This window comes from Pelagibacterium luteolum (assembly GCF_900100665.1).
Lineage (GTDB): Bacteria > Pseudomonadota > Alphaproteobacteria > Rhizobiales > Devosiaceae > Pelagibacterium > Pelagibacterium luteolum.
On sequence record NZ_FNCS01000001.1, the window covers coordinates 504,190 to 527,273 of the forward strand.

At 59.3% G+C, this 23,084-nt stretch carries 21 protein-coding genes and 1 tRNA gene; 11 read left to right on the forward strand and 11 right to left on the reverse strand.

Translation table 11 applies throughout. The features are described 5' to 3' along the window. Positions 1-34: 34 nt before the first annotated feature. Both BLR31_RS02395 and BLR31_RS02400 read right to left on the reverse strand, forming a co-directional pair. Positions 35-775 (reverse strand): sulfite exporter TauE/SafE family protein, encoded by a 741-nt coding sequence (locus BLR31_RS02395; RefSeq protein WP_090590858.1) that lies wholly within the window; start codon positions 773-775, stop codon positions 35-37. A 136-nt stretch (positions 776-911) separates the two neighbouring features. Beyond that, a tRNA-Gly gene (locus tag BLR31_RS02400) sits at positions 912-986 on the reverse strand. A gap of 234 nt (positions 987-1,220) precedes the next feature. On the opposite strand from BLR31_RS02400, the gene BLR31_RS02405 reads away from it, so the two are divergent. From BLR31_RS02405 to BLR31_RS02415, 3 genes are read left to right on the forward strand one after another with little or no spacing between them, the layout of a single operon-like run. Next, positions 1,221-2,147, forward strand: coding sequence for a thioredoxin family protein (locus BLR31_RS02405; protein ID WP_244504920.1), 927 nt, complete (start codon positions 1,221-1,223; stop codon positions 2,145-2,147). A 24-nt stretch (positions 2,148-2,171) separates the two neighbouring features. Further along, complete coding sequence (locus tag BLR31_RS02410) at positions 2,172-2,831, forward strand: LON peptidase substrate-binding domain-containing protein (RefSeq protein WP_090590866.1); 660 nt, start codon at positions 2,172-2,174, stop codon at positions 2,829-2,831. Next, positions 2,828-3,085 carry a Trm112 family protein gene (locus BLR31_RS02415; RefSeq protein ID WP_090590870.1) on the forward strand — a complete coding sequence of 86 codons (258 nt, stop codon included), beginning with the start codon at positions 2,828-2,830 and terminating at the stop codon, positions 3,083-3,085. The genes BLR31_RS02410 and BLR31_RS02415 overlap by 4 nt, the downstream gene beginning before the upstream one ends. Before the next feature lie 22 nt (positions 3,086-3,107). On the opposite strand, the gene BLR31_RS02420 is transcribed toward BLR31_RS02415, so the two are convergent. Continuing rightward, positions 3,108-4,331, reverse strand: coding sequence for an FAD-dependent monooxygenase (locus BLR31_RS02420; RefSeq protein ID WP_090590874.1), 1,224 nt, complete (start codon positions 4,329-4,331; stop codon positions 3,108-3,110). 304 nt (positions 4,332-4,635) lie between these two features. Between BLR31_RS02420 and BLR31_RS02425 the strand changes: the two genes are divergently transcribed. The 5 genes from BLR31_RS02425 to xth all read left to right on the forward strand — a co-directional run bounded on the left by BLR31_RS02425 (position 4,636) and on the right by xth (position 10,942). Continuing rightward, positions 4,636-4,974: a P-II family nitrogen regulator gene (locus tag BLR31_RS02425; protein ID WP_090590878.1), complete on the forward strand. Its 339-nt coding sequence runs from the start codon at positions 4,636-4,638 to the stop codon at positions 4,972-4,974. A gap of 32 nt (positions 4,975-5,006) precedes the next feature. Then, positions 5,007-6,386 carry an ammonium transporter family protein gene (locus BLR31_RS02430; RefSeq protein WP_090590881.1) on the forward strand — a complete coding sequence of 460 codons (1,380 nt, stop codon included), beginning with the start codon at positions 5,007-5,009 and terminating at the stop codon, positions 6,384-6,386. A 295-nt stretch (positions 6,387-6,681) separates the two neighbouring features. Continuing rightward, on the forward strand, positions 6,682-9,282 hold the full coding sequence (locus BLR31_RS02435) for an FtsK/SpoIIIE family DNA translocase (protein ID WP_090590885.1): 2,601 nt from the start codon (positions 6,682-6,684) through the stop codon (positions 9,280-9,282). Positions 9,283-9,434: 152 nt separating this feature from the next. Further along, positions 9,435-10,067 carry a LolA family protein gene (locus BLR31_RS02440; protein WP_090590890.1) on the forward strand — a complete coding sequence of 211 codons (633 nt, stop codon included), beginning with the start codon at positions 9,435-9,437 and terminating at the stop codon, positions 10,065-10,067. 74 nt (positions 10,068-10,141) lie between these two features. Further along, positions 10,142-10,942 (forward strand): exodeoxyribonuclease III, encoded by an 801-nt coding sequence (gene xth / locus BLR31_RS02445; protein ID WP_090592040.1) that lies wholly within the window; start codon positions 10,142-10,144, stop codon positions 10,940-10,942. Here xth and BLR31_RS02450 read toward each other — a convergent pair whose 3' ends face one another. The 3 genes from BLR31_RS02450 to BLR31_RS02460 form a co-directional block, all read right to left on the reverse strand. Next, positions 10,943-11,395 (reverse strand): cyclic nucleotide-binding domain-containing protein, encoded by a 453-nt coding sequence (locus BLR31_RS02450; RefSeq protein WP_090590894.1) that lies wholly within the window; start codon positions 11,393-11,395, stop codon positions 10,943-10,945. 78 nt (positions 11,396-11,473) lie between these two features. Beyond that, on the reverse strand, positions 11,474-12,157 hold the full coding sequence (locus BLR31_RS02455; RefSeq protein ID WP_090590898.1) for a response regulator transcription factor: 684 nt from the start codon (positions 12,155-12,157) through the stop codon (positions 11,474-11,476). 105 nt (positions 12,158-12,262) lie between these two features. Next, positions 12,263-12,937, reverse strand: a complete 675-nt coding sequence (locus BLR31_RS02460) for a YggS family pyridoxal phosphate-dependent enzyme (RefSeq protein WP_090590901.1) — start codon at positions 12,935-12,937, stop codon at positions 12,263-12,265. Between the two features lie 93 nt (positions 12,938-13,030). Here BLR31_RS02460 and leuS point away from each other — a divergent pair, with 93 nt between their 5' ends. From leuS to holA, 3 genes are all read left to right on the forward strand, one after another. Further along, positions 13,031-15,649, forward strand: coding sequence for a leucine--tRNA ligase (gene leuS / locus BLR31_RS02465; protein WP_090590905.1), 2,619 nt, complete (start codon positions 13,031-13,033; stop codon positions 15,647-15,649). A 177-nt stretch (positions 15,650-15,826) separates the two neighbouring features. Continuing rightward, positions 15,827-16,246 (forward strand): hypothetical protein, encoded by a 420-nt coding sequence (locus BLR31_RS02470; RefSeq protein WP_143009297.1) that lies wholly within the window; start codon positions 15,827-15,829, stop codon positions 16,244-16,246. Further along, entirely contained in the window at positions 16,243-17,265 is a 1,023-nt protein-coding gene (gene holA / locus BLR31_RS02475; protein ID WP_090590912.1) for a DNA polymerase III subunit delta, read from the forward strand. The genes BLR31_RS02470 and holA overlap by 4 nt, the downstream gene beginning before the upstream one ends. 51 nt (positions 17,266-17,316) lie before the next feature. Here the strand turns inward: holA and BLR31_RS02480 are convergent, their stop codons facing one another. From BLR31_RS02480 to mnmE, 5 genes are all read right to left on the reverse strand, one after another. Next, positions 17,317-18,207: a ParB/RepB/Spo0J family partition protein gene (locus BLR31_RS02480; protein WP_090592044.1), complete on the reverse strand. Its 891-nt coding sequence runs from the start codon at positions 18,205-18,207 to the stop codon at positions 17,317-17,319. A gap of 11 nt (positions 18,208-18,218) precedes the next feature. Beyond that, entirely contained in the window at positions 18,219-19,019 is an 801-nt protein-coding gene (locus tag BLR31_RS02485) for a ParA family protein (RefSeq protein WP_090590916.1), read from the reverse strand. A 38-nt stretch (positions 19,020-19,057) separates the two neighbouring features. Beyond that, positions 19,058-19,708: a 16S rRNA (guanine(527)-N(7))-methyltransferase RsmG gene (gene rsmG, locus BLR31_RS02490; RefSeq protein ID WP_090590919.1), complete on the reverse strand. Its 651-nt coding sequence runs from the start codon at positions 19,706-19,708 to the stop codon at positions 19,058-19,060. Continuing rightward, entirely contained in the window at positions 19,705-21,570 is a 1,866-nt protein-coding gene (mnmG, locus tag BLR31_RS02495) for a tRNA uridine-5-carboxymethylaminomethyl(34) synthesis enzyme MnmG (RefSeq protein WP_090590923.1), read from the reverse strand. Before mnmG ends, rsmG begins: the two co-directional genes overlap by 4 nt. Positions 21,571-21,668: 98 nt before the next feature. Then, a complete protein-coding gene (mnmE, locus tag BLR31_RS02500) occupies positions 21,669-22,979 on the reverse strand; it encodes a tRNA uridine-5-carboxymethylaminomethyl(34) synthesis GTPase MnmE (RefSeq protein WP_090590927.1) in 1,311 nt (436 codons plus the stop codon). Between the last annotated feature and the right edge of the window lie 105 nt (positions 22,980-23,084).

The window sequence follows — 23,084 nt, forward strand, 5'->3', positions numbered from 1 at the left end:
CTTTTTTGCATTCAAGCACGGTCAGCTTAAAGAGCTAGATGCCAAGCACCATTTTCACGCCAATGACGCCAAGGAAAACGAGGATCATATTGTCGAATGCAGCCCGAGAAAGCTTGCCGGCCAGCCACTGACCCACCGGCATGAAAATGAACGTCGGAATGAGCGCAAAAGCGCCCTGCAACAGCCATTCCGGCCGCAAAATGCCGGTGACCCAAAGCGATGGCGCCTGCACCACTGCTAGAACCAGAAACATTGCTGAGACCGCATAAACGTGCTGATCGCGCTCAAAGCGCATGGCGTGGATAAACGTCACTCCGACGGGCGCGGATATCCCCGTGGCGCCGTGCAGCAATCCTGACCCCAGCCCCGCCGGCAACGCCCAGCGCTTGGCGGCGAGAGGTCCGACGACGAAATGCGGTCGCGACAGGCGCAACGCGAGATAGCCCAAAAGCAGGACACCCAGCGTCAGCGCCAAGCCCCGGGCCGGCACCACTGCAAGAAACCCAGTTCCAACCACCACGCCTAATGCACAGGCGATCAGCATCGGTTTGAGAAATCCAAGACGGTCGTCGTGGCGCGCATGGCGAAAGCGCCAGATCTGCCAGATATTGGACACCAGAACCGGCACCAGCATGACGACGATGGCATGTTGCAGCCCGAACCAGGCGGCAAGGAAGGGAATGGCGATCAGGGGCATCCCCATACCGGTCGCGCCTTTGGCGATGGCGCCTGCGCCGACGGCAAGGAAAATGACGGTCAGCGTCGCGATGTCCATGGCATACCGATAGATAGGGAGAAGACGAAAGGCAGGATGCTCCGTCCTAACGGGTAGGGCGCGTTACGACAACCAAACTTTCGGACAACAAAAAAGGGCCCTTGCGGCCCTCTTGCTCCCGTCTAACGGGAAATTTTGGAGCGGGCGATGAGATTCGAACTCACGACCCTAACCTTGGCAAGGTTATGCTCTACCCCTGAGCTACGCCCGCACTCCAATCGGGGCCCCACAACTTGGCAGCACCGCGATGCGCGCCTATATGCCCAACCGAAATGACAATTGCAACCCCAATTTTTGCTTCCTTTGCCAACCTGCCGACGCGTGTGCACGGCACTGCGATTTTGCACAGCCTGTCGCCATGGTGTAATGGACCAAGCATGACATAGCGCACGGCTAAGCGGCCTCGCGTGAACTTAAGAAAGTGCCGTCAAAGATGGATCTCTCATTGTCCCCATCCGCCCAAAATGCCTCCAAGGATGCATTGATCGTCGAGTCGTCGACGACAAAGTTTCAAGCCGACGTGCTTGAAGCATCGATGGAGCGGCCTGTGCTTGTCGATTTCTGGGCGCCATGGTGTGGCCCGTGCAAGCAGCTGACCCCGGCGCTTGAAAAGGTCGTGACCGCCCTCAAGGGCAAGGTCGCGGCGGTCAAGATCAATGTCGATGAGAACCAAGCGCTCGCCGGACAGATGGGTGTCCAATCCATTCCAGCGGTTTTTGGTTTTGTAGGCGGCCGTCCTGTCGATGGGTTCATGGGCGCCCTCCCCGAAAGCGAAGTGGCGCGCTTTGCCCAAAAGCTGGTCGACATGGCAGCCCAGTCCGGCATCGGCGGCCCGTCGGAAGCCGAGAGCCAGATCGCCGCTGCCCTCGAAGCGGCGCAGGCCGCTCTCGATGCGGAAGATTATGAGCGAGCCTATCAGGTGTTCGCCACCGTTCTTCGCCACGCGCCCGACAATGTGGACGCGGTGGTGGGTATAGCGAGCGTCCAGTTCAAAACTGGCGATAGCGATGGCGCGCGCGAAACGCTTTCGATGCTGCCTGAAGACGCTTCACACGCGGGTGCTGACGCGTTGATCAAGGCGATCGCGCTCGAAGATGAAGCCAAAAAGCTCGGCAATCCTTCCGATTTCGAAGCACGGCTTGCCGCGGACCCGCTCGACCACCGCGCGCGCTTCGATCTCGCGATGGTTCTTAACGCGCGGGGCGACAGGTTGGGCGCAGCTCAAGCGCTCATCGCCATCATGGAGCGCGACCGGGAGTGGGAAGACGACGGCGCCCGTAAAAAGCTGCTCGAATTTTTCGAGGCCTGGGGACCCAAGGATGCTGCAACGCTAAAAGGCCGCCGCATGCTCTCGACCCTATTATTCCGCTAGACGCACAAACCAGAGGATTTCACCATGCGCCGCCCGGCTTCGATCGCAGAACTGCCCGACATGCTGGCGCTGTTTCCGCTCAGCCGGGCATTGCTGCTACCCGGCAGCCACCGGCCCCTCAACATCTTCGAACCCCGCTTCGTCGCCATGATCGACGATGCCTTGGCCGGCAATCGCATGGTGGGGCTGATCCAGCCGCGCGAAACCGCCGAAGAGGCCCCGCGCGGCAGCGTTCCGCTTGAACGAGTTGGTTGCATAGGGCGCATCACACATTTCGAAGAACAGGCTGACGAGCGCTATTTCGTCATTCTCGAAGGCGTTTGCCGGTTCGAGCCCATCGAAGAGCTGACCACCGCCACGCCCTATCGGCAGGCCAAAATCTCGACCGCTGCCTTCCAAACGGATTTTACGCCCCTTCTGGGCGAAGACGCCATCAATCGCGACAGGTTGACGGGCGTGCTCAAGGCCTATGCCGATTTTTCACAGATTGAAGTCGATTGGGAGGAGGTCGACGATATGAGCACTGGCGAGCTCGTCAATCTTTCGGCCATGCTGACCCCTCACGGGGCGCGCGAAAAGCAGGCTCTCTTAGAGGCTCTTACCCTCACCGACCGCGCCGAGACTCTCATAGCGCTCGCTGAAATGGAAATGGCACGGGCCAAGGCCGGTGCCGTCCTGCAATGAGCGCGCCCCCGCCAACCGAAGGCGAGAACCCGCGTTACAAGCTCGATCCCAAGACGATAGAAATGCTCGTCTGTCCGATCACCAAGACGCGGCTGATTCTCGCGTCCGATGGCAGTGAACTGATTTCGATCGTCGCCCGCTACGCGTTCCCGATATCCAAGGGCGTCCCGCTTCTGGTCGTCGATGCAGCGCGTCGTCTGGACGAAGCTGAGGTCGATGCGCTGCGCAACCGGCCGCAATCCTATAACGACTGAGCACCGGCGGTGTCGCTATAATTTAGAGCGGCAGCCCCTTGAGAAGCTTTGCGCCCTGCGCTCCGGCAGCCTGACTGATAAACACATCCTTGAGTGGCCCAAGCCGATCAACGACGGAAAGTCCGAAATCGCGAACCGCCCGCACTGGTGCGATATCATTTGAAAACAAGCGGTTGAGCCCATCGGTCGCCATGGCCATCAGCGCGGTATCGGCCCGGCGCCTCGCCTGATAACGACCCAGAACGTCCACACCGCCGATATCTTCGCCCAATCGCGCTGCATCAACCAGAACCTCGGCCAAAACGGCGACGTCCTTGAGGCCCAGATTGAGCCCTTGCCCTGCAATGGGGTGAATGACATGAGCCGCGTCGCCCACCAGCGCAAGGCGCGGAGAAATGAAGTTGTGTGCCAGCATCAATCCAAGCGGAAAGCTCTGGACGGCATCAACGATTTCAACGCGTCCCAGGCTGTGTCCCATAGCGGCTTCGATCGCCATGGCGATATCGCTTTCTGCCATGGCAAGAACGGATTTGGCGTGCTCGGGCTGCTCGGTCCAGACAAGCGATGATCTGTTGCCTTTGAGCGGCAGCGAGGCGAACGGGCCGGCCGGGCGGAAGTGCTCGTACGCCACGTTGTCATGGTCAAGCTCATGGGCGATGGTCGTAACGATTCCCGACTGACCATAGTCGTGGGTAAAGGCGCCGATCCCGGCTAGTCCACGCAATGTCGATTTACCACCATCCGCGGCAATCACCAGCCGCGCCGACACCTCGCGCCCATCCTCGAGCGTCACGACCGCTTGAGCAGGCTCTACGCGGAAGGCTCTGACTGCGCCTGGCTCGATAACGGTGAACTGGCCCTCACTTGCCGCTAGCAAAGCGGCAGCGCTGGCGGTATTGGGCACCATGTGCGCAAACGGCTCATGAGGCGCCTTGGGGCCATCGAAACGCAGATAGAGCGGTCGCGAGAGGTCGGTTTTACCCGAATCGGTGATCTTCATCTGCGCAATGGGATTGGCTTCGCCTGCCATACCATCCCACACACCGATGGTTTCAAAGACGTGCCGCACACCCGCAGCGATCGCCGATGCACGCGCATCCTTGGGCACGCTGAGTGCGCGCCGATCGAGCAGCCCCAGCTTTAGTCCGGGCAAAAACCGCGTCAGCGCCAAGGACAGGGTCAGCCCGACTGGACCACCGCCGACCACCAGGACGTCAAAGCCGGTTTTTTCTCCGAGATCGGCCATGCTTACCCGTCCTCCTTCATCGCATCACGCTGATCAGCAGAATGCGCCGCAGTCGTCTCGACATGCAAGAGACTGCTTGCCGCATCGCACGCAGGCGCTGCTTTTTTATTCACCATTGGTCAACCTTTGCAACCTGACCGGCCTAAATTTTAGGCAACATTGATTGTGGCGGCAATTGGGCGACAAATCACCGAGCCCATTTCCCTAAATGATATCAACTGGTTGCATGGTTTTTTCCCTGTTTGGCACGGCTTTTGAGTCCTGAGGTCTGCGTATCAGGTGCGGAGTTCGGAAAGGAGCACCCATGAAACTGCTAATCGCCATCATAAAGCCGTCGCGGCTCGAGGAGGTCCGGCAGGCCCTCAATTCTCTCGACGTCCACGGCATGACCGTTACCGAAGTGAAGGGGTATGGCCGCCAGAAGGGTCACTCCGAGATTTATCGCGGCACTGAATATGCCGTGCATTTCCTGCCCAAGCTCAAGGTTGAGATCGCTGTTGACGCCGCCCAGGTCGATGCAGTTGCCAGCGCCATCAAGGATTCCGCCCAGACGGGCCGTATCGGCGACGGCAAGATTTTCATTCTCGACCTCGAACAGGCCATCCGCATCCGCACCGGGGAAACCGGAAGCGAAGCGCTTTGAGTGCCTGGCGTCCAACTAGGAGACGGACAATCATGAATCTCAAGACAACAAAATTGTTGGGCACGGCGGCGCTGGCCTCCCTGCTCATCGCCTTGCCTGCCCTTGGGCAGGACGCGCCGGTCGAAGAAGCCGCTGAAGTTGCCGCTACCCTTTCCGAGGGCGTTTCGGCGGATGTGGTCTTTATCCTCAACTCGTTCCTGATGATCTTCGGTGGCGTTTTGGTGATGTGGATGGCCGCAGGCTTTGCCATGCTCGAAGCCGGGCTGGTCCGCACCAAGAACGTGTCTATGCAGCTTTTGAAAAACATCTCGCTGTTTTCGATCGCCGCAATTGCCTACTACCTCATCGGCTACAATCTCATGTACCCGCTCGGCAACTGGACCATCGGCTCCGATGAGACCGGTGGCTATCTCGGTGCCTTTGGCATCGGCATCCTCGAAGCCGTTGGTATCACTGCTGATGACGCCGACGATTTCGGCTACGCGGCAACGAGCTCTGACTTCTTCTTCCAGGTCATGTTCTGCGCCACCGCCGCCTCGATCGTATCGGGCACCCTGGCCGAACGCATCAAGATCGCACCCTTCCTGGTCTTTACCCTCGTTCTGACCGCGCTGATCTACCCGATCCAGGCTTCCTGGAAATGGGGCGGCGGTTTCCTCGATGCCATGGGCTTCCTCGATTTCGCGGGCTCCACGGTCGTTCACTCCGTTGGTGGCTGGGCCGCTCTGGCCGGTGCTATCCTGCTGGGCGCGCGTGCTGGAAAATACAATCCCGACGGTACCGTAAATGCCATGCCCGGTTCATCCATGCCGCTCGCCACGCTTGGCACCATGATCCTGTGGATGGGCTGGTTCGGCTTTAACGGCGCGTCTCAGCTGGCCATGGGCTCGGTGGGCGATATCGCCGATGTCGGTCGCATCATGGCCAACACCAATGCCGGCGCTGCCGGCGGTGCGGTCGCTGCGCTGATCCTTACAGCCATCATCTACAAGAAGGTCGATCTGACCTTTGTCCTGAACGGCGCCCTCGGTGGTCTGGTTTCGATCACCGCTGAACCTCTGATGCCGGGCCTTGGTACGGCGTCGCTGCTCGGTGCCGTCGGTGGCGTCATCGTCGTCTTCTCGGTTCCGCTTCTCGACAAGCTCAAGATCGACGACGTCGTCGGCGCCATCCCCGTGCACCTTCTGTGCGGCATCTGGGGCACCATCGCGGTCATCTTCACCAATCCTGACGCGAATCTCGGCGTACAGCTGTTCTCGATTGTCGTCGTTGGTGTGTTCGTCTTCGTAGTCAGCTTCGTTGTGTGGTTCATCCTCAAGGCGACTATGGGCCTGCGTCCCACCGAAGATGACGAGGCACTCGGTCTCGATAAGGTAGAAGTCGGCGTGGAAGCCTACCCCGAATTCCGCTGATCCAAACTGGATGGTCCGGGCGAAAGCCCGGGCCTTTTCCGAAGATGGCATGCAGCCCGTATCCCTCCTTGACCCCACATCAATGAGGCCTTCCCACTCGCAAACGATACGGGCTGCATCCCATCTTCGGCTCCTCCCGCCTGCCAAATGGTGGGCACTTTCAAGCCCCGCCCAAGCGGGGCTTTTTTTGTGTTTCGGTCAGCGGGAAATTTGCATCGTCTGCTAAGGCAAGGTTAACCATGCGGGCGCTAGGGTGAGCACCAATCAGTATTGCGTAACCGCTCCGGCAGCATCCATGACCTTGCACTCCACTTCGCATCTGGACGATGGCCACCGCTCCACTCCGGTCCTTTCGATAACCATTCCGGTTCGCCTGATCGGAATTGCCATTGCCGCGTTCTGCGCCATGGTTCTGGTTTCACTGGCCTCGTGGTCGGTCGATGATCCCTCGTTCTCCTATGCGACCGACAAGGCCGCGGAAAACTGGCTTGGCTTTTTCGGCGCCGCGATGGCCGATATCGGCTTTCAGCTTTTGGGCCTGGCCGCGCCTCTAGCGCTACTGCCACCGCTTGTCTGGTCGTGGTCGCTGATTCGCCGCACCGTCCCCTCCTATCTCGGGATCAGGCTGACGGGCTGGGTTCTCGGCACGGCGCTTGCAACAGGGCTTTTCTCGAGCTTTCCGACGCCTGAAAGCTGGCCGCTGCCGCTTGGGCTTGGCGGTTTTATCGGCACGGGATTTTCCGGGCTCTATACGATGGTGCTCGGCACGGCACCCGAAGGCTGGCAGGCAATAGCCTATGCGGCGGTGATCGGCATTCCAGCATTGTTCAGTCTCTGGCTGTCGGCCCGCACACGACCCGCCTTTGAGAGCGAACCTAAACTCCCCGTCAAGGCAAAGGCGGCCAGATCCACGGGCCGGCGCGCATCGCAGCCCGAACCCGAGCCAGAACTCGACGACGAACCTGATTCGCCCGGCCTCTGGGACATGACGCTCGGCTATGCGGCCCACACAGCCTACGGCGCCCGCGCCGCGCTCAAGCGCGTCTTTACTCGCCGCAAGCAGGAAGAGCCGATCCGCACTTTCCGCCCGAGCGATTTCGAACCGCAGCTCGATCGGTCTATAGCACTCGACAGGGCTCCCGATATCCGCTCCGAACCGCCGGTCGAAGACGACTGGAACGACTATCAGCCTGACGACTATGATGACGATTCCTACGATGTTGCTCCAGCACCACGTCGGCAGCAGGGCACTGACGATATCGCGCGCCTGATTGGCGACGATCTGCCGGGATCCCGGGCCCGGGTGACCGCTCCGGCCCCGCGTCCACAACCCTCACCGCGTCAGCAGCGCGAAGCACAGGCGACTTTTCTGCCCACCGATGGGTTCGAATTGCCTCCGCTCGAACTCCTCGCCATGCCGAGCGCAAATCAGAGTTCGCCTGAACATCATCCCGAGGCGCTCGAAGCCAACGCCAAACGGCTCGAAGGCGTGCTCGAAGATTTTGGCGTCAAGGGCGACATCATCAATGTCCGCCCCGGACCCGTCGTGACGCTTTACGAACTCGAACCCGCTCCGGGCATCAAATCGAGCCGCGTCATCTCGCTGGCCGATGATATCGCACGCTCGATGAGCGCCATTTCCGCTCGCGTCGCCGTGGTTCCCGGGCGCAATGCCATCGGCATTGAACTGCCCAACAAGACTCGCGAAACCGTTTTCCTGCGCGAGCTTTTGGCCTCGACCGATTTCGACAAGGCCAAGTCAAAACTGCCCATATGCCTGGGCAAGACCATTGGCGGCGAGCCGATCATCGTCGATCTGGCCCGCATGCCGCACCTTTTGATCGCCGGTACCACCGGTTCGGGCAAGTCGGTAGGCATCAATACGATGATCCTGTCGCTGCTCTACAAGATGAGCCCAGAGCAATGCCGGTTGATCATGATCGACCCCAAAATGCTCGAGCTCTCGGTCTATGACGGCATCCCCCATCTCCTGACGCCGGTCGTGACCGATCCCGCAAAGGCCGTGGTCGCGCTCAAATGGGCCGTCCGCGAGATGGAAGACCGCTACAAGAAGATGAGCAAGATCGGTGTCCGTAACATCGACGGCTTTAATCAGCGCGTTGCCGAAGCCTCGGCAAAAGGCGAAGTTATCACCCGTACGGTCCAGACCGGGTTCGACCGCGAGACGGGCGAAGCAATTTTCGAAAGCGAACAGTTCGATCTCGAGCCGCTCCCGTTCATCGTGGTCATCGTCGACGAAATGGCCGACCTGATGATGGTGGCTGGCAAGGACATCGAAGGCACCATCCAGCGCCTCGCGCAGATGGCGCGTGCAGCTGGCATCCACATTATCATGGCCACCCAGCGCCCTTCGGTTGACGTCATCACCGGCACGATCAAGGCCAACTTCCCCACCCGCGTATCCTTCCAGGTGACCTCGAAAATCGATTCGCGCACCATTCTGGGCGAACAGGGCGCCGAACAGCTCCTCGGCAATGGCGACATGCTCTATATGGCCGGTGGCGGACGCATCAAACGCCTGCACGGTGCCTTTGTGGCCGACAATGAAGTCGAAGACATCGTCGCTCACCTCAAGAGCCAGGGTTCGCCCGAATATCTCGAATCGATCACTGCGGACGAGGATGACGGCCAGATGGGCGGCCTCGACGACGATGGCGGGTTTGGCGGTTCAGGCGACGAGCTTTACGACAAGGCGGTCAATATCGTGCTGGCGGACAAGAAGGCATCGACCTCCTATATTCAGCGGCGCCTGTCGGTCGGTTATAACAAGGCGGCAACGCTCATCGAGCGCATGGAGCAGGAAGGCATCATTTCCCCTGCCAACCATGCCGGCAAGCGCGAAGTCCTGATCGGCGACAATGCGGATGGCTACTAGAGCGCGTTCGCCAAGCGCAATCTGAGTGGGAACCGGGCTGGACACGGCGAGTTTACCGAACCATACCAGCCTCGTTTCCCCATCTTGCCGCAATTGATCTCTACCCAGAATTGCAAGGGGCAAACTTTGCTTCCAACCGACCGGAGTTTGCGATGACTCGCCTGATTGCCGCCCTCGTGTCCGCCGTTTTTCTATTCGGCACGCTCGCAGCGCCCGCCTTTTCTCAAGCCCGTACTCTGACACCCGACGAGGAGTTCGCGCTGCAGGAGATTTCCGCCCACAACACCGCCATCCGCACCATGGCGGGCAGGTTCGAGCAGATCGACAGCCAGGGCGGTCGTATCGAGGGCACTTTCTGGCTCAAGCGCCCCAACAATGTGCGCTTTCGTTATGGTCCGCCCAGCCGCGAAGAAATCATTTCGCAAGGCTCGGGCTTTTACGTGATCGACCGCCAGTCCCGCACGCAATACGCTTACCCGCAGGAAAACGTGCCGCTGCGCCAGTTTCTCGGCGATACGGTGAGCCTTATCAACTCGAGCCTCTCTGACGTCGTGATGTCGGAAAGCCATGTTTCGGTGATGATCGCCGACGACAGCCCCATCGGTACCGTGCAGGTTTCGCTGATTTTTGATCGCCAGACCAATGATCTCGTGCAGTGGAGCCTGATCGAACCTTCTGGTGTCGAAACAACCTTTTCGATCTACGACACGCAAAAAGGCGTCGACATTCCCGACCAGTATTTCCGCATCGATCCCACTTATCGCTCGGTCAACGCACCCAACTGACAGCGCGCTCGGGGTTTACCCCGTTCGCCCCTATGGTCATAAAGGCGGCTCGGTCCCAAACAATCGAGTCGCCGATGCCTTCTCTTGCCACCTGGAACATCGATTCGGTGCGGCTGCGCCTGCCAATCGTCCTCGATTTTCTCGCGCAATACGCGCCCGATGTTTTGTGCCTGCAAGAAATCAAATGCACCAATGATCAATTTCCCGCCAAGGCGTTCGCCGAGGCTGGATACGCCCATCAGGCCGTACATGGTCAAAAAGGCTATCACGGCGTCGCCATCCTCTCCAAAACCCCGGTCGACGAGATTGCAACGCGTGGCTTCTGCGACATTCCCGATTCGCGTCACGTTTCAGCCCGGCTCGACTTCGGACGTGGCCCGGTAACGGTTCATAATTTTTACATCCCGGCCGGCGGCGACGAGCCCGATCCCGAGATCAATCCCAAGTTCCGCCATAAGCTCAACTTTCTCGCCGAGATGCAGGATTGGTTCGACGATCTTGTCTTCGATAGCGGCCAGATCATTTGTGGCGACTTCAATGTTGCGCCGCACGAAAACGACGTTTGGAGCCACAAGCAGCTCTTAAAAGTCGTCTCGCACACGCCAGTAGAGACCGAAGCGCTCAATCGCCTTCTCGAACGCCGCAACTGGGTCGATCTGGTGCGCCAGCACATTCCCATCGAAGAAAAAATCTATTCCTGGTGGAGTTATCGCGCCAAGGATTGGGATCTGTCCGACCGCGGGCGCCGGCTCGACCATATCTGGTCCACGCGCGATGTGGCGGCACATGCCCGCGCCGCGCACATTCTGAGACCAGCCCGTGGATGGTCTGAAAAACCCTCAGACCACGTGCCGGTGATCGTCGAGTTCCAATAGCTAATTGGAAAAGCGCCCGCTCAACCCGGAAATCGAATCGAGATAGCGGAGCAATTCTCCTCGTAGCGTAGCGGCGACCCCTTGCGCGAGGTCGGGATGGCTACGTAGCAATTTCATGAACGCTTCACGTGGCACGAAGAGCACTTCGCTGCGCCTTAGGGCAACTACGCCTGTTGCGCGCGGTTTATCGAGCATGAGCCCGATTTCTCCGATCAGCGACGGCGGCATGATGCGATAACGCCCGCCCCCTTCGGCAGCGGAATGCACAGCCTCTAGTTGTCCGGTCACGAGGACATGCGCGCCGCCGACCATATCGCCCGCTTCGCAGAGCGTTTCACCGGCCGCAAGAATGCGCTCCTGGCAGACGAAAGCCAGAAGACGCAAATGATCGTCGTTGAAATCGGCAAACAGCTCAAGCTCGCGGAATGCGGCCATCGCCGTCTCGTCGTCCATCAAGGCCCCCAGAGAATGGCTCTAGGGCCATGATTGCCATATATTGCCGAAATGGCAAAGGCTTAGACGAAATCGCCCTTATGGGACCAGTCGATAACCGCCCTCTTCGGTCACCAGCAGCCGCGCATTGGAGGGATCGCGCTCGATCTTTTGCCGCAGCCGGTAGATGTGCGTCTCCAGCGTGTGCGTCGTCACGCGGTTATTGTAGCCCCAGACTTCGGCCAAAAGGATGTCGCGCGAGATGGTCTTGGAGCCCTGGCGATAGAGGAATTTAAGGATCGAGGTTTCCTTGTCGGTCAGCCGGATCTTGGCGCCATCGCCGTTTTCGAGCAGCTTGGCGGCGGGTTGGAAGGAATAGGGCCCGATCGTAAAGACGACGTCCTCGCTCTGATCGTGCTGTCGCAAGGCTGCCCGCATGCGCGCCAGGAGCACCGAAAACCGGAACGGCTTGGTTACATAGTCGTTGGCGCCACTTTCAAGGCCGAGGATCTCGTCCGCTTCGCTGTCTTGCCCCGTTAGCATGATCACCGGCGCGCGAAATCCGTCCTTGCGCATGATCTTGAGCGCCTCGCGGCCGTCCATGTCGGGCAGGCCGACATCGAGCAACACCATGTCGATGCGGTCCGACTTCGCCTTGGCACGCGCCGCTTCGGCGTTGTCAGCCTCAACGATATCGAATTCGCGATACGCTTCCAGCTGCCCGATCAGGGCGGATCTAAGTTCGGTGTCGTCGTCAACGACCAACAAGCGGCGTTTGTTCATGGCCCGGTCCCATCGCTCGATCGCAGCGGTCCAAAAGCCACGCAATCTCGAATTTTCTACGATTCAATCTAGGGTTAGGTTGTGGTCTCGCCAATCACATGCGCGTTATCGCGCGCCGAACAGCGCCGAACCGACCCTCACCTCTGTTGCACCCATCAGGATCGCCGTTTCGAAATCGGAGCTCATGCCCATCGACAATTGTGAAACTCCGGCGTCTCTCGCCAGAGCCGCCAATTGCGCGAAATAAGGTCCGGGCGCCTCTTCAAGCGGCGGGATGCACATTAAACCAACGATATCGAGCCCATATTGATCCCGGCACCGCGCGACGAATGCGATAGTTTCGCCAGCCGCCACCCCAGCCTTTTGGTCCTCGGCTCCGATATTGACTTGCACAAAGCAAGGCAGATGTCGGCCCTGCTTGGCCATCTCCTGGCCCAATATCTTGGCCAGCTTGTCGCGGTCCACGCTTTCAATCACATCGAACAGCGCGACGGCATCGGCCGCCTTGTTGCTCTGCAGGGGCCCGATCAGATGCAGCACGATATCGGGAAACTCGGTCTTGAGCACCGGCCATTTCCCTTGCGCTTCCTGGACGCGGTTTTCGCCAAAATGGCGTTGCCCGGCTTCCAGCAGTGGCAGGATCGCGTCAGCCTCAAAGGTCTTGGACACAGCGATGAGGTCGACCGCCTGGCTGCCCTCGATGCGTGCTGCGGCCTTCTCGATCCGATCCTGGATGGCAATCAGCCGCTCTGCGGCAGTTTCCCGGGCGTTTGCACTCATGGCAATGGTTGACCTTCCAACGCTTTTCTGGTGATGGTCGCCTACCCAATTTCTCTTTATTTCTCAAGTATAGGGCCGCGACCGGTACTCTCTATGGCAAACGCTCCCGAGCGCTACAATCCGCGTGAACAAGAACCCTTCTGGCAAAAGACCTGGGCCGAAAACCAGACCTTTGTCACGAACAATGAAGACGCGCGCCCGCCCTACTACGTGCTTGAGATGTTCCCCTATCCGTCGGGCCGCATCCATATGGGGCACGTCCGCAATTATACGATGGGCGACGTCGTCGCCCGTTTCCAGCGCGCCAAGGGTAAGAACGTTCTGCACCCCATGGGTTGGGACGCGTTCGGCATGCCGGCGGAAAACGCTGCGATGGCCAACAAGGTCCACCCGCGCGCCTGGACATATGAAAACATCGCTTCGATGCGCAAGCAGTTGCAATCGATGGGCTTTTCGCTCGATTGGAGCCGCGAGTTCGCAACCTGCGACGAAGATTATTATCATCGCCAGCAGATGCTGTTCATCGATTTCCTCGCCGCAGGGCTCGTGACCCGCAAGACCTCCAAGGTCAACTGGGACCCCGTCGACCAGACCGTCCTCGCCAATGAACAGGTGATAGACGGCCGCGGCTGGCGATCCGGTGCGCTTGTCGAACAGCGCGAATTGACCCAGTGGTTCTTCAAGATTTCCGATTACGCCGAAGAATTGCTCTCCGCCATCGACGGCCTGAACGATTGGCCGGATAAGGTGCGCTTGATGCAGCGCAACTGGATCGGCCGGTCTGAGGGCCTTCGCGTGCTGTTCGAGTTCGCCTCGGGCGATGCCGGCGCAAAATCGGTCGAGGTGTTTACTACGCGCCCCGATACTCTGTTTGGCGCGTCGTTCGTGGCGCTGTCGCCGGATCACCCAATCGCGGCCCATTTGGCAGAAGATGACCCGGCGCTTGCCGAATTCATCGCCGAATGCCGCCGTATGGGCACTTCCGCGGAAGCCATCGAGACGGCCGAAAAGAAGGGCTATCTCACCCCGCTCACCGTGAAACATCCGGTGATCGACGGCGCGACGCTGCCCGTTTATGTCGCCAATTTTGTCCTGATGGATTACGGCACCGGCGCCATTTTCGGCTGCCCGGCCCATGACCAGCGCGACCTTGATTTTGCGCGCAAATACGATCTGCCGGTCATTCCCGTCGTCTTGCCGCCCGAGGGCGACGCTGACGAGTTTGCCATCGGCACCGAGGCCTATACCGGCCCCGGCGTTGCGTTCAATTCGTCATTCCTTGACGGGATGGACGTCGAAGCAGCAAAGGCGGCTATCGCAGAATATCTGGAAACCAAAAAGATCGACGGCAAGCCGCAGGCGGCTCGCCAGGTCAATTTCCGCCTGCGCGACTGGGGCATTTCGCGCCAGCGCTATTGGGGTTGTCCGATCCCGGTTATCCATTGCGACACCTGCGGCATCGTGCCGGTGCCCAAGGACCAATTGCCCGTGCGTCTGCCAGAGGATGTCGAATTCGACACCCCCGGCAACCCTCTCGACCGGCATCCACGCTTTAAACACGTCGATTGCCCGACCTGCGGTTCCAAGGCGCGGCGCGAAACCGATACGATGGACACATTCGTTGATTCCTCCTGGTATTTCGCGCGCTTTACAGCCCCCCATGCCGAGACACCGACCATTCCCGAAATGGCGGATAAATGGCTGCCGGTCGATCAGTATATCGGCGGCATCGAGCACGCGATCCTGCACCTGCTCTATTCGCGCTTTTTCGCCCGCGCCATGCAGAAAACCGGCCATATGGAGGTGACTGAACCCTTCAAGGGCCTGTTCACCCAGGGCATGGTTACGCACGAGACCTATCGTGATGCCGACGGCAATTGGGTGGCGCCGGCCGACATCGTTTTCGACACGATAAATGGCGACCGCACAGCGCGCTCGGCCACAGGTGAACCGGTCTCGATCGGCTCTGTCGAGAAGATGAGCAAATCGAAAAAGAACGTCGTCGACCCCGACGACATGATCGCCGCCTATGGCGCCGATACGGCCCGATGGTTCGTCTTGTCGGATTCGCCCCCCGAGCGCGACGTCCAATGGACGGAGGCGGGCATTGAGGGCGCATGGCGCTTTGTTCAGCGCGTTTATAAGCTTGTGAGTGAAGCCAGCGACATCCTGGCGCTCGATCCGCTCACGGTGGAAGCGGAAGACCCGCGTTCGATCGACATGCTCAAGATCGCGCACAGGACGACCGCACAAATCGATACCGATCTGGCCGGCCTTCGCTTCAACCGCGCCGTCGCTCAGATTTACGAGCTGGCAAATGCCATTCAAAAGTTCATGCCAGTCGTCGCTCAGGCGCCGTCCATGGCAAATTTGGGCGCATTGCGGGTTGCCATCGAGAGGTTGGTCCAGTTCACGGCCCCGATGATGCCCCATCTGGCGGAAACCTGCTGGCGGTTTCTAGCACACGACACGATGGTGTGCGACACGCCATGGCCGGCAGCCGATGAGAGCTATCTGGTCGATGACACTGTGGTTTTGGCCGTTCAGGTGAATGGCAAGCGTAGAGGCGAGATCGAGATCCCCAAGGACGCGCCCAATGCTCAGGCCGAGGCTGCCGCCTTGTCACTGGAGGCCGTTGCGCGCATTCTGGAGGGCAATGCCCCAAGAAAAGTCATTGTGGTGCCCAATAGGATCGTCAATATCGTCGCTTGAGGAAGCCTTGAACATTGAGATTTTCTAGATCCACAAAACTACCGGCACCGCACTAGAGTGAAACAGAACGGATATTTCGTGCAGCGAAATCAATTCACTAGCTTCCGCAACCGTGCTGTGCGCGCTCTATTTGTCATTGCTGCTCTGGCCCTGCCTCTTGGGGTCGCGGGCTGTTCAATGACCCCGGTTTATGGTGATGCGGCGGCGACACAGTCCGTATTGGCTCTGACTTATGCAGAGCCGCAATCGCGGCTCGAGCAGGTGTTTTATCGTGAACTGTCCGCCCGGCTTTCAGCGCCACACAACCCAAACGCACCAGAACTGTCTGCACGGGTCAGCGTCTCGGCGACGCGTTTGGGGCTATCGGAGGTAGCAAGCCCGGTTGTTGATCGCCAGATTGTTGCCAACGTCACCTACAGCGTCACGCGAGACGGAGCTGTGATTGCCAGCGGTTCGCGTCGCGCCAGCGCCAATTATCAGACCACGGGTCAGATCGTTGGGGACGATGAAGCCCGCATCAATGCGCAAGAAGCGGCGGTTCGCGCCGCGGCCGATATGGTCCGCCTTGCTCTGCTTGCTGAGCTGGCGCCCCAATGACTGCCCTAAAGGGGCGCGACATTGAGCGTTTCCTGGAAAAACCCGACATCTCAAGCGGGTTTGTTCTCGTCTACGGTCCAGATCTCGGCCTTGTTGGGGAAAATGCCGGGCGTCTGGTCCGGCAGTTCGCTGGCAATCCGCCCGACCCGGAATCCTTTACCACGCTCCATATGAGCGAGATCGATGCCGATCCCCAAAGACTTGGTATATTAGCGCGCAGTCCCTCTCTATTTGGCGGAGGCACGACGATCCGCGTGCGCGGCGCGACAAACAAGCTGGCGCCGGTGTTGGCGGAGCTGCTGGATGAAAAGGCCGAGGCAATCATCATCGTCGAAGGCGGCGATTTAAAACCGTCAGACGCCTTGCGCAAAGCGGCCGAAGCGCGAAGAGATGCGCGCGCGCTGCCATGCTACGCCGACAACGGTCAAACGCTTGATGCCCTGATTCGCGACACTTTTGCCAAAGCGCAGATCAACCTCGAAGCCGATCTTGTCGGTTTTCTCCGTGACATGCTGGGCAATGATCGCCAGGTCACCCGCCAAGAGCTTGAAAAGCTAGTGCTTTTCGCTGGAAATGGTGGGACGCTCACCCGCCAGGATGTCATTGCGCTGTGTGGCGACAACGCAGCCCTCGCGACAGACTCTGTCGTCGACGCGATAGCGTCCGGCCACGCGCGAAAATTTGACGAGTCCATTACACGCGTAACGAGCGCCGGGACCGACATCCAGAGACTGCTGATCGTGACGCAGCAGCATTTTTCACGACTGCGTACCATGCGCGCCGAGATTGACGCTGGATCGTCGACCGATCACGTCGTCGGACGCGCGACGCCCCGCATCCACTTCTCACGCAAAGCCAGTGTCGAGCAGCAATTGCGATTGTGGAATGACGACGGATTGGCGGCGGCCTGCAACCGGCTGAGCACTGCCATCGCCGATAGTCGCAAGACGGGGCCTCTCGCCGCAGCCATCGGTCGGCAAGCCATGCTCGCCGTGTGCCTGGCTGCGGCGCGTCGTTAAACGCCCGAAAACGTCGAGCGTTAGCTCAATGTTTCACGTGCAACATCGAAATCAGTGCGACATCAACTTGCTACACACGGCGTCAAGTTGCTCGAGCGTCTTGTAGCGGATTTCAAGTTTCCCACCCCGATCCTTATGGTCCAAGGTGACCGACAGGCCCAGAGCATCTGACAACTGGCGTTCGAGCGCCAGAGTGTCAGCGTCCTTGCTCGGCGCAGAGCCTCGCTCGCGCACCGTGCCGGGTTCGCGCCGCGAATCGCTATCCTGCTGATGCAGCGCTTCAGCTTCTCGGACCGATAGCCCCGCATCAACAATCCGCCGTGCCAGCGCCAGCGGATCATCGGACGTGATCAGCGTGCGCGCGTGACCGGCCGTCAATTCGCCGGCTTCGAGCATGGTTTGCACTTCGCGCGGCAGGCGCAACAAGCGCAGCGTATTGGCGACATGGGATCGCGATTTGCCGATCACTTGCGCAAGGTCTTGCTGCGTATAGGAAAACTGCTCGATTAGCTGGCCATAGCCTTGCGCCTCTTCAAGCGGATTGAGGTCAGCGCGCTGGACGTTCTCAATGATGGCAAGCTCGAGTGCTTCTTTGTCATCGACCTCTCGGATGATCACCGGAACTTCGTGCAGTCCCGCTCGCTGCGCAGCCCGCCAGCGCCGTTCGCCGGCGATGATTTCGTAGACATCCGGACCTTGATCGCTGGGACGGACAAGGAGCGGCTGCATGACACCTTTTTCGCGGATCGAATTGGTCAGATCCTCGAGCAATTCGGCATCGAAATCCTTCCGCGGGTTGGCGCGGCTGGCGATGACGAATTCGACGGGAAGGCGCCGGACGCCAGAGCCCGTATCGGCCTGTCGCGGAGCGGTCTCTATGGGGGCCATGTCGCCGATGAGGGCGGCGAGGCCGCGGCCAAGTCGTGTGGGCTTGTCTTGCATCGTCTTCTCCATCACGCCGCCCGCAGCTGGCGTTCGCGCCGTATAACTTCAGTGGCCAGACGCAGATAAGCCTGGCTTCCAGCGCATTTCAAATCGTAAAGCAGGGCGGGCTTGCCATAAGATGGCGCCTCTGAAAGCCTAACATTACGCGGTATCACCGTATCGTAAACTAGATTGCCCATATGCTCGCGCACGTCGTTGAGAACCTGTTCAGATAGATTGTTCCGCTTATCAAACATCGTCATCACAACGCCCTGAATCGACAGGCGTGGATTGAGCGTGGTACGAATTTGTTCAATGGTCTGAAGGAGTTGGCTTAAACCTTCAAGCGCGAAGAATTCGCACTGCAGAGGCACCAATACCGCATCAGCGGCGGTCAGCGCATTGATCGTCAGGAGATTGAGCGAGGGCGGGCAGTCGATCAGGACATAGGTGATCGGTTTGCCGTCTATGGTGACCTCGGATACATTTTCCAGCGCTGTCTTTAAACGAAACGCCCGATCTCGCTCGGCCGCGATCATAAGCTCGACGCCTAAAAGATCCATTGTCGACGGGACAACTGCGACGTTCGGAACCGACGTCAGCACAGCCGATTCTTTGACCGTCGCTTCATTGAGCAACAGATCGTAGGACGAACGCTCGCGATGCTGGCGGCCGATGCCGAGCCCTGTCGAGGCGTTGCCTTGGGGATCGAGGTCAATGATCAAAACGCGCTCACCGATAGCGGCAAGCGCCGTGGCAAGGTTGATCGCGGTTGTCGTTTTGCCGACACCGCCCTTCTGATTGGCGAGAGTGAGTATCCGAGGGTGCATCTGGCCTCCGAAACCGGTTCGGTTTCAAACACTTGCGGTCAGCGCTTCGGAGACAATGCCCTGATGTCTAAAATGACTGCATCAGCATCCGTCGCACTTGGATGCTTTAACACATCGTAAACCCAATCTGAATCCGCTGATTTCAGTTCTTCCCCAAATTCGCGCCCTTTGTGGAGCAAGGCGCGAGATTCCGGAGACCAGAACCGATGGATATACGAGAGCAGAAGCGGCATCGGCGCCAAGGCACGCGACGTAAAAATATCAACGACGCCAATGGATTGGGGATCGATCGCCTCGATACGATCGGTGTGCACCGTAATCGGTAAGTCAAATTCGCGCGCCGCGGCGCGCAAGAATGCACATTTGCGTGCATTGGATTCGACGAGCTGCATCGAAAAATCGCGCCCTTTGAGCGCGATGGCGAGGGGAAGCGCTGGAAATCCGCCGCCACTCCCGATATCGAGCATGCGAATCGGTGTTTCACTGGCGCCGATCAATGGCAAAAGCTGAAGCGAATCAAGGATATGGCGTTGCCAAAGATCACCGGGTGTTTCACGTGAAACCAGGTTTTGGACCTTTTGCCACTTCGCTACAAGGCGCACATATGAGTCGAGATCGGCGTTCGTGGACGTGATCGACCGACCTATCCACAGTTTGAAAACACCGATGTGCGAATCAGACCCGCTCATGAAGCTTTACGGTCGATGCGGCCGCGGCGGATGACTGCCAGAATCAAAGTGAGGGCCGCGGGTGTTACGCCCTCGATGCGTTGTGCCTGCGCAATTGTCTGCGGTTGCGCGGCGATCAGCTTTTGCTTCATCTCGTTCGAGAGACCTGGCAGCTGTGCATAGTCGAGCCAGTTCGGAATGCCGCGCGACTCGTCGCGGCGCACGGCGTCTACATCCGCTTGCTGACGCTCAAGATAGACGGCATATTGCGCATCGATTGCCAGCTGATCGTAAGTCTTTGTTTCCATAGCGGAAATCTCTGGCCAAACGGCTTCTATATCGGCGCGAGAGGTGGTTGGATAGCTCATCAACTCAAAAGCTGTGCGGCGCACGCCGTCCGCATTGACGTTCACCCCGGATTTTCGGGCTTCGGTTGGTGTGACCGTAAGGGTTTGCAGAAGTGTGCGGCCTGACTGGAGCCCATTAATGCGGGCTATGAAATGATCCTGGCGCGCCGGCCCGACGAGGCCATGATCGATGCCAAGTTGGGTGAGCCGCTGATCGGCGTTATCGACGCGCAGGTGCAGGCGGAACTCCGCGCGCGAGGTAAACATGCGATAAGGCTCTGTAATACCACGCGAAATGAGATCATCGATCATCACGCCAAGGTATGAGTTCGTGCGCGAAAGGATCAGAGGATCGCGTCCCAACGCCGCTAGGGCGGCATTGGCGCCGGCAAGAAGGCCCTGGGCGGCGGCTTCTTCATATCCGGTGGTGCCATTGATCTGACCGGCAAGATAGAGCCCGGGCAGTGCGCGCAGCATCAGGGCCGGCGATAACTCGCGCGGATCGACATGGTCATATTCGATGGCATAACCAGCGCGCTTGATGACTACATTTTCCAAGCCCGGCATCGCCTTGAGAAACGCAAGCTGGACATCTTCTGGAAGTGAGGTCGAAAGCCCGTTCGGATATATGGTGGGATCGTCGAGCCCTTCGGGTTCGAGAAAGACGAGATGGCTGTCCTTATCAGCGAAGCGAACGATCTTGTCTTCGATCGAGGGACAATAGCGCGGGCCGCGCGACTGGATACGGCCCGAATACATAGCTGATTTTGAAAGGTTATCGGCGATGATCCGATGCGCTTCAGCCGTCGTGCGGGTTTCAAAACACGAAATCTGCGGTGTGGTAATGGCGTCGGTCAGAGCCGAAAACGGTTCGGGCGGGGAGTCACCCTGTTGTTCGGCCAGGATACTAAAATCGATAGAATTTGCGTCGAGCCGCGGCGGCGTGCCTGTCTTGAGACGTCCAAGGCTCAGCCCGAGCGCTTCGAGCCGCGTCGAGAGGCCGAGAACCGGCCGTTCGCCAGCCCGCCCCGCCGGGATTGTTTCTTCGCCACGATGGATAAGACCACGGAGGAAGGTGCCGGTCGTTAGAACCACAGCCTTCGCGGCGATCCGACGGCCATCCAGCAAGACGACACCGCAGATCTGCCCGTCGGTGACGATCAGATCATCAACTTCACCTTCTATAATGTCGAGATGTTCGGTGCCTGAAAGCTCATCCTGCATGGCCTGGCGGTAAAGCGCCCTGTCCTGCTGTGCACGGGGGCCACGTACGGCTGGACCTTTGCGTTTGTTAAGCACCCGAAACTGAATGCCGCCTTGGTCGGCGATGCGGCCCATGACACCATCAAGCGCGTCGATTTCGCGAACCAGATGACCCTTGCCCAGGCCGCCAATTGCGGGATTACAGCTCATTTCGCCGATGGTCGCGAATTTATGGGTGACCAGCGCCGTTGCGACGCCAAGGCGAGCCGACGCCGCGGCCGCTTCAGCTCCCGCATGTCCCCCGCCAACAATGATCACGCCATAATCGTGCATGGTTTTACGTCCGATGTTTCACGTGAATCCGGATCACGCGATTTGAGAGTGTTTCACGTGAATCCAAGAGCAGGCTGGCCTCTTATGTTTCACGTGAATCATTTTCCGATACAGAAGCCAGCGAACAAGCGGTCCAGAACGGCTTCGCTGTCCATCAGGCCAATCAGCGTCGCCAGACCGTCCGCAGCGCGCCGCAATTCTTCAGCACACAATTCAGGGCGGTCGATGCGCGTGAGGCTGGCCTCGATATGACCGATGGCCATGGTCAACGCATCACGATCCCGCATATGACTGACAAGGGCTGGTTCGTCGCTGCCCAGCCGCGCTTCAATATGGCTTTTCAATCGGCTTAGCAAGACGTCGAGCCCCTGCCCGGTCTGCGTCGAGATGACCATATCCACGGGCCCGGCTGGTGGCGACAAGTCCGATTTCGTGGCAATAACCCAGGTCTCGACATCGCCGATACACCGATCTGCGGCCTCAGTGTCCGGGGCCTGGAGCCAGAGGACCAGATCGGCCGCGTCCATGGCAATCTGGGCGCGCTTGATGCCCTCACCCTCGGCGATACTGTCCGTCTGGCGGAGGCCAGCGGTATCTGTGACGATAACCAATTGGCCACCCAGATCGATCGCCACATCCTTGGTGTCGCGGGTCGTGCCGGCTTCGGCCGTGACGATTGCGAGGTTCGATCCCGATAAGGCATTGAGAAGACTAGACTTTCCGGCATTGGGTGCGCCCGCCAGAACGACGCGAAATCCTTCCCTAACGATACGACCGGAATTGTACCGCGCCAAGGTCTCCGCGAGCGCGGATCGCAGGAGCTCGAGATCGGACACGAAATGCGCGGGGAGTTCGAAGGGAACGTCGTCCTCGTCTGAAAAATCGAGCCGCGCTTCGATCTCGGCGCGTGCATCAAGCAAGAGGGAACGCCAGAGGGATATCTGATCGGCAAGTCCGCCTTCGAGACGCACCAGCGCCTGGCGGCGCTGTGTTTCGGTTTCGGCGGCGAGCAGATCGCCCAGACCTTCGATGGCGGTGAGATCGAGTTTGCCGTTTTCAAAGGCGCGGCGGGTGAAATCACCTGCGGCAGCAAGGGTGACACCATCTAGGGCAGTGAGGGCCGAAAGCACCGCCTTCACGCCGGCGGGTGAGCCGTGGATCTGCATTTCGGCGCAGTCTTCGCCGGTAAACGACGCTGGGCCGGGGAAAATGGCAATGAGGCCGCGGTCAAGAATTTCACGGGTTATCGGGTGGCGCAGAGATTTAAGGGCCAACGTGCGGGGCTGTGGGAGCGCGCCAGCGAGAGCCTGGACGGTATCGAAACTAGCCGGGCCCGACAGGCGGATAATCGCAACGCCCGAGGGCAGGCTGCCGGACGAAAGGGCGACGATGGTCGAAGGTTGAGGCAAGGCGATGATTTTCCTGGGTGTCGGGCAGGAAATAGCGCCGATCGACCGGCCGAGCAAGGTTTGGCGTAGGGTGTTGGGACGAGAGGGGTCCTCGGGGCAGGCTCG

Bases quoted from the DNA above. Each gene is read 5' to 3' on its own strand.
- BLR31_RS02485 (WP_090590916.1), bottom strand. From the start codon at position 19,019: ATGCACCCTCGGATACTCACTCTCGCCAATCAGAAGGGCGGTGTCGGC.
- mnmG (WP_090590923.1), bottom strand. From the start codon at position 21,570: ATGCACGATTATGGCGTGATCATTGTTGGCGGGGGACATGCGGGAGCT.
- xth (WP_090592040.1), top strand. From the start codon at position 10,142: ATGCCTTCTCTTGCCACCTGGAACATCGATTCGGTGCGGCTGCGCCTG.
- BLR31_RS02460 (WP_090590901.1), bottom strand. From the start codon at position 12,937: ATGAGTGCAAACGCCCGGGAAACTGCCGCAGAGCGGCTGATTGCCATC.
- BLR31_RS02415 (WP_090590870.1), top strand. From the start codon at position 2,828: ATGAGCGCGCCCCCGCCAACCGAAGGCGAGAACCCGCGTTACAAGCTC.
- leuS (WP_090590905.1), top strand. From the start codon at position 13,031: ATGGCAAACGCTCCCGAGCGCTACAATCCGCGTGAACAAGAACCCTTC.
- BLR31_RS02440 (WP_090590890.1), top strand. From the start codon at position 9,435: ATGACTCGCCTGATTGCCGCCCTCGTGTCCGCCGTTTTTCTATTCGGC.
- BLR31_RS02470 (WP_143009297.1), top strand. From the start codon at position 15,827: ATGACCCCGGTTTATGGTGATGCGGCGGCGACACAGTCCGTATTGGCT.
- BLR31_RS02480 (WP_090592044.1), bottom strand. From the start codon at position 18,207: ATGCAAGACAAGCCCACACGACTTGGCCGCGGCCTCGCCGCCCTCATC.
- BLR31_RS02425 (WP_090590878.1), top strand. From the start codon at position 4,636: ATGAAACTGCTAATCGCCATCATAAAGCCGTCGCGGCTCGAGGAGGTC.
- BLR31_RS02435 (WP_090590885.1), top strand. From the start codon at position 6,682: ATGACCTTGCACTCCACTTCGCATCTGGACGATGGCCACCGCTCCACT.
- rsmG (WP_090590919.1), bottom strand. From the start codon at position 19,708: ATGAGCGGGTCTGATTCGCACATCGGTGTTTTCAAACTGTGGATAGGT.
- BLR31_RS02455 (WP_090590898.1), bottom strand. From the start codon at position 12,157: ATGAACAAACGCCGCTTGTTGGTCGTTGACGACGACACCGAACTTAGA.
- BLR31_RS02395 (WP_090590858.1), bottom strand. From the start codon at position 775: ATGGACATCGCGACGCTGACCGTCATTTTCCTTGCCGTCGGCGCAGGC.
- BLR31_RS02450 (WP_090590894.1), bottom strand. From the start codon at position 11,395: ATGGACGACGAGACGGCGATGGCCGCATTCCGCGAGCTTGAGCTGTTT.
- BLR31_RS02420 (WP_090590874.1), bottom strand. From the start codon at position 4,331: ATGGCCGATCTCGGAGAAAAAACCGGCTTTGACGTCCTGGTGGTCGGC.
- holA (WP_090590912.1), top strand. From the start codon at position 16,243: ATGACTGCCCTAAAGGGGCGCGACATTGAGCGTTTCCTGGAAAAACCC.
- BLR31_RS02410 (WP_090590866.1), top strand. From the start codon at position 2,172: ATGCGCCGCCCGGCTTCGATCGCAGAACTGCCCGACATGCTGGCGCTG.
- BLR31_RS02430 (WP_090590881.1), top strand. From the start codon at position 5,007: ATGAATCTCAAGACAACAAAATTGTTGGGCACGGCGGCGCTGGCCTCC.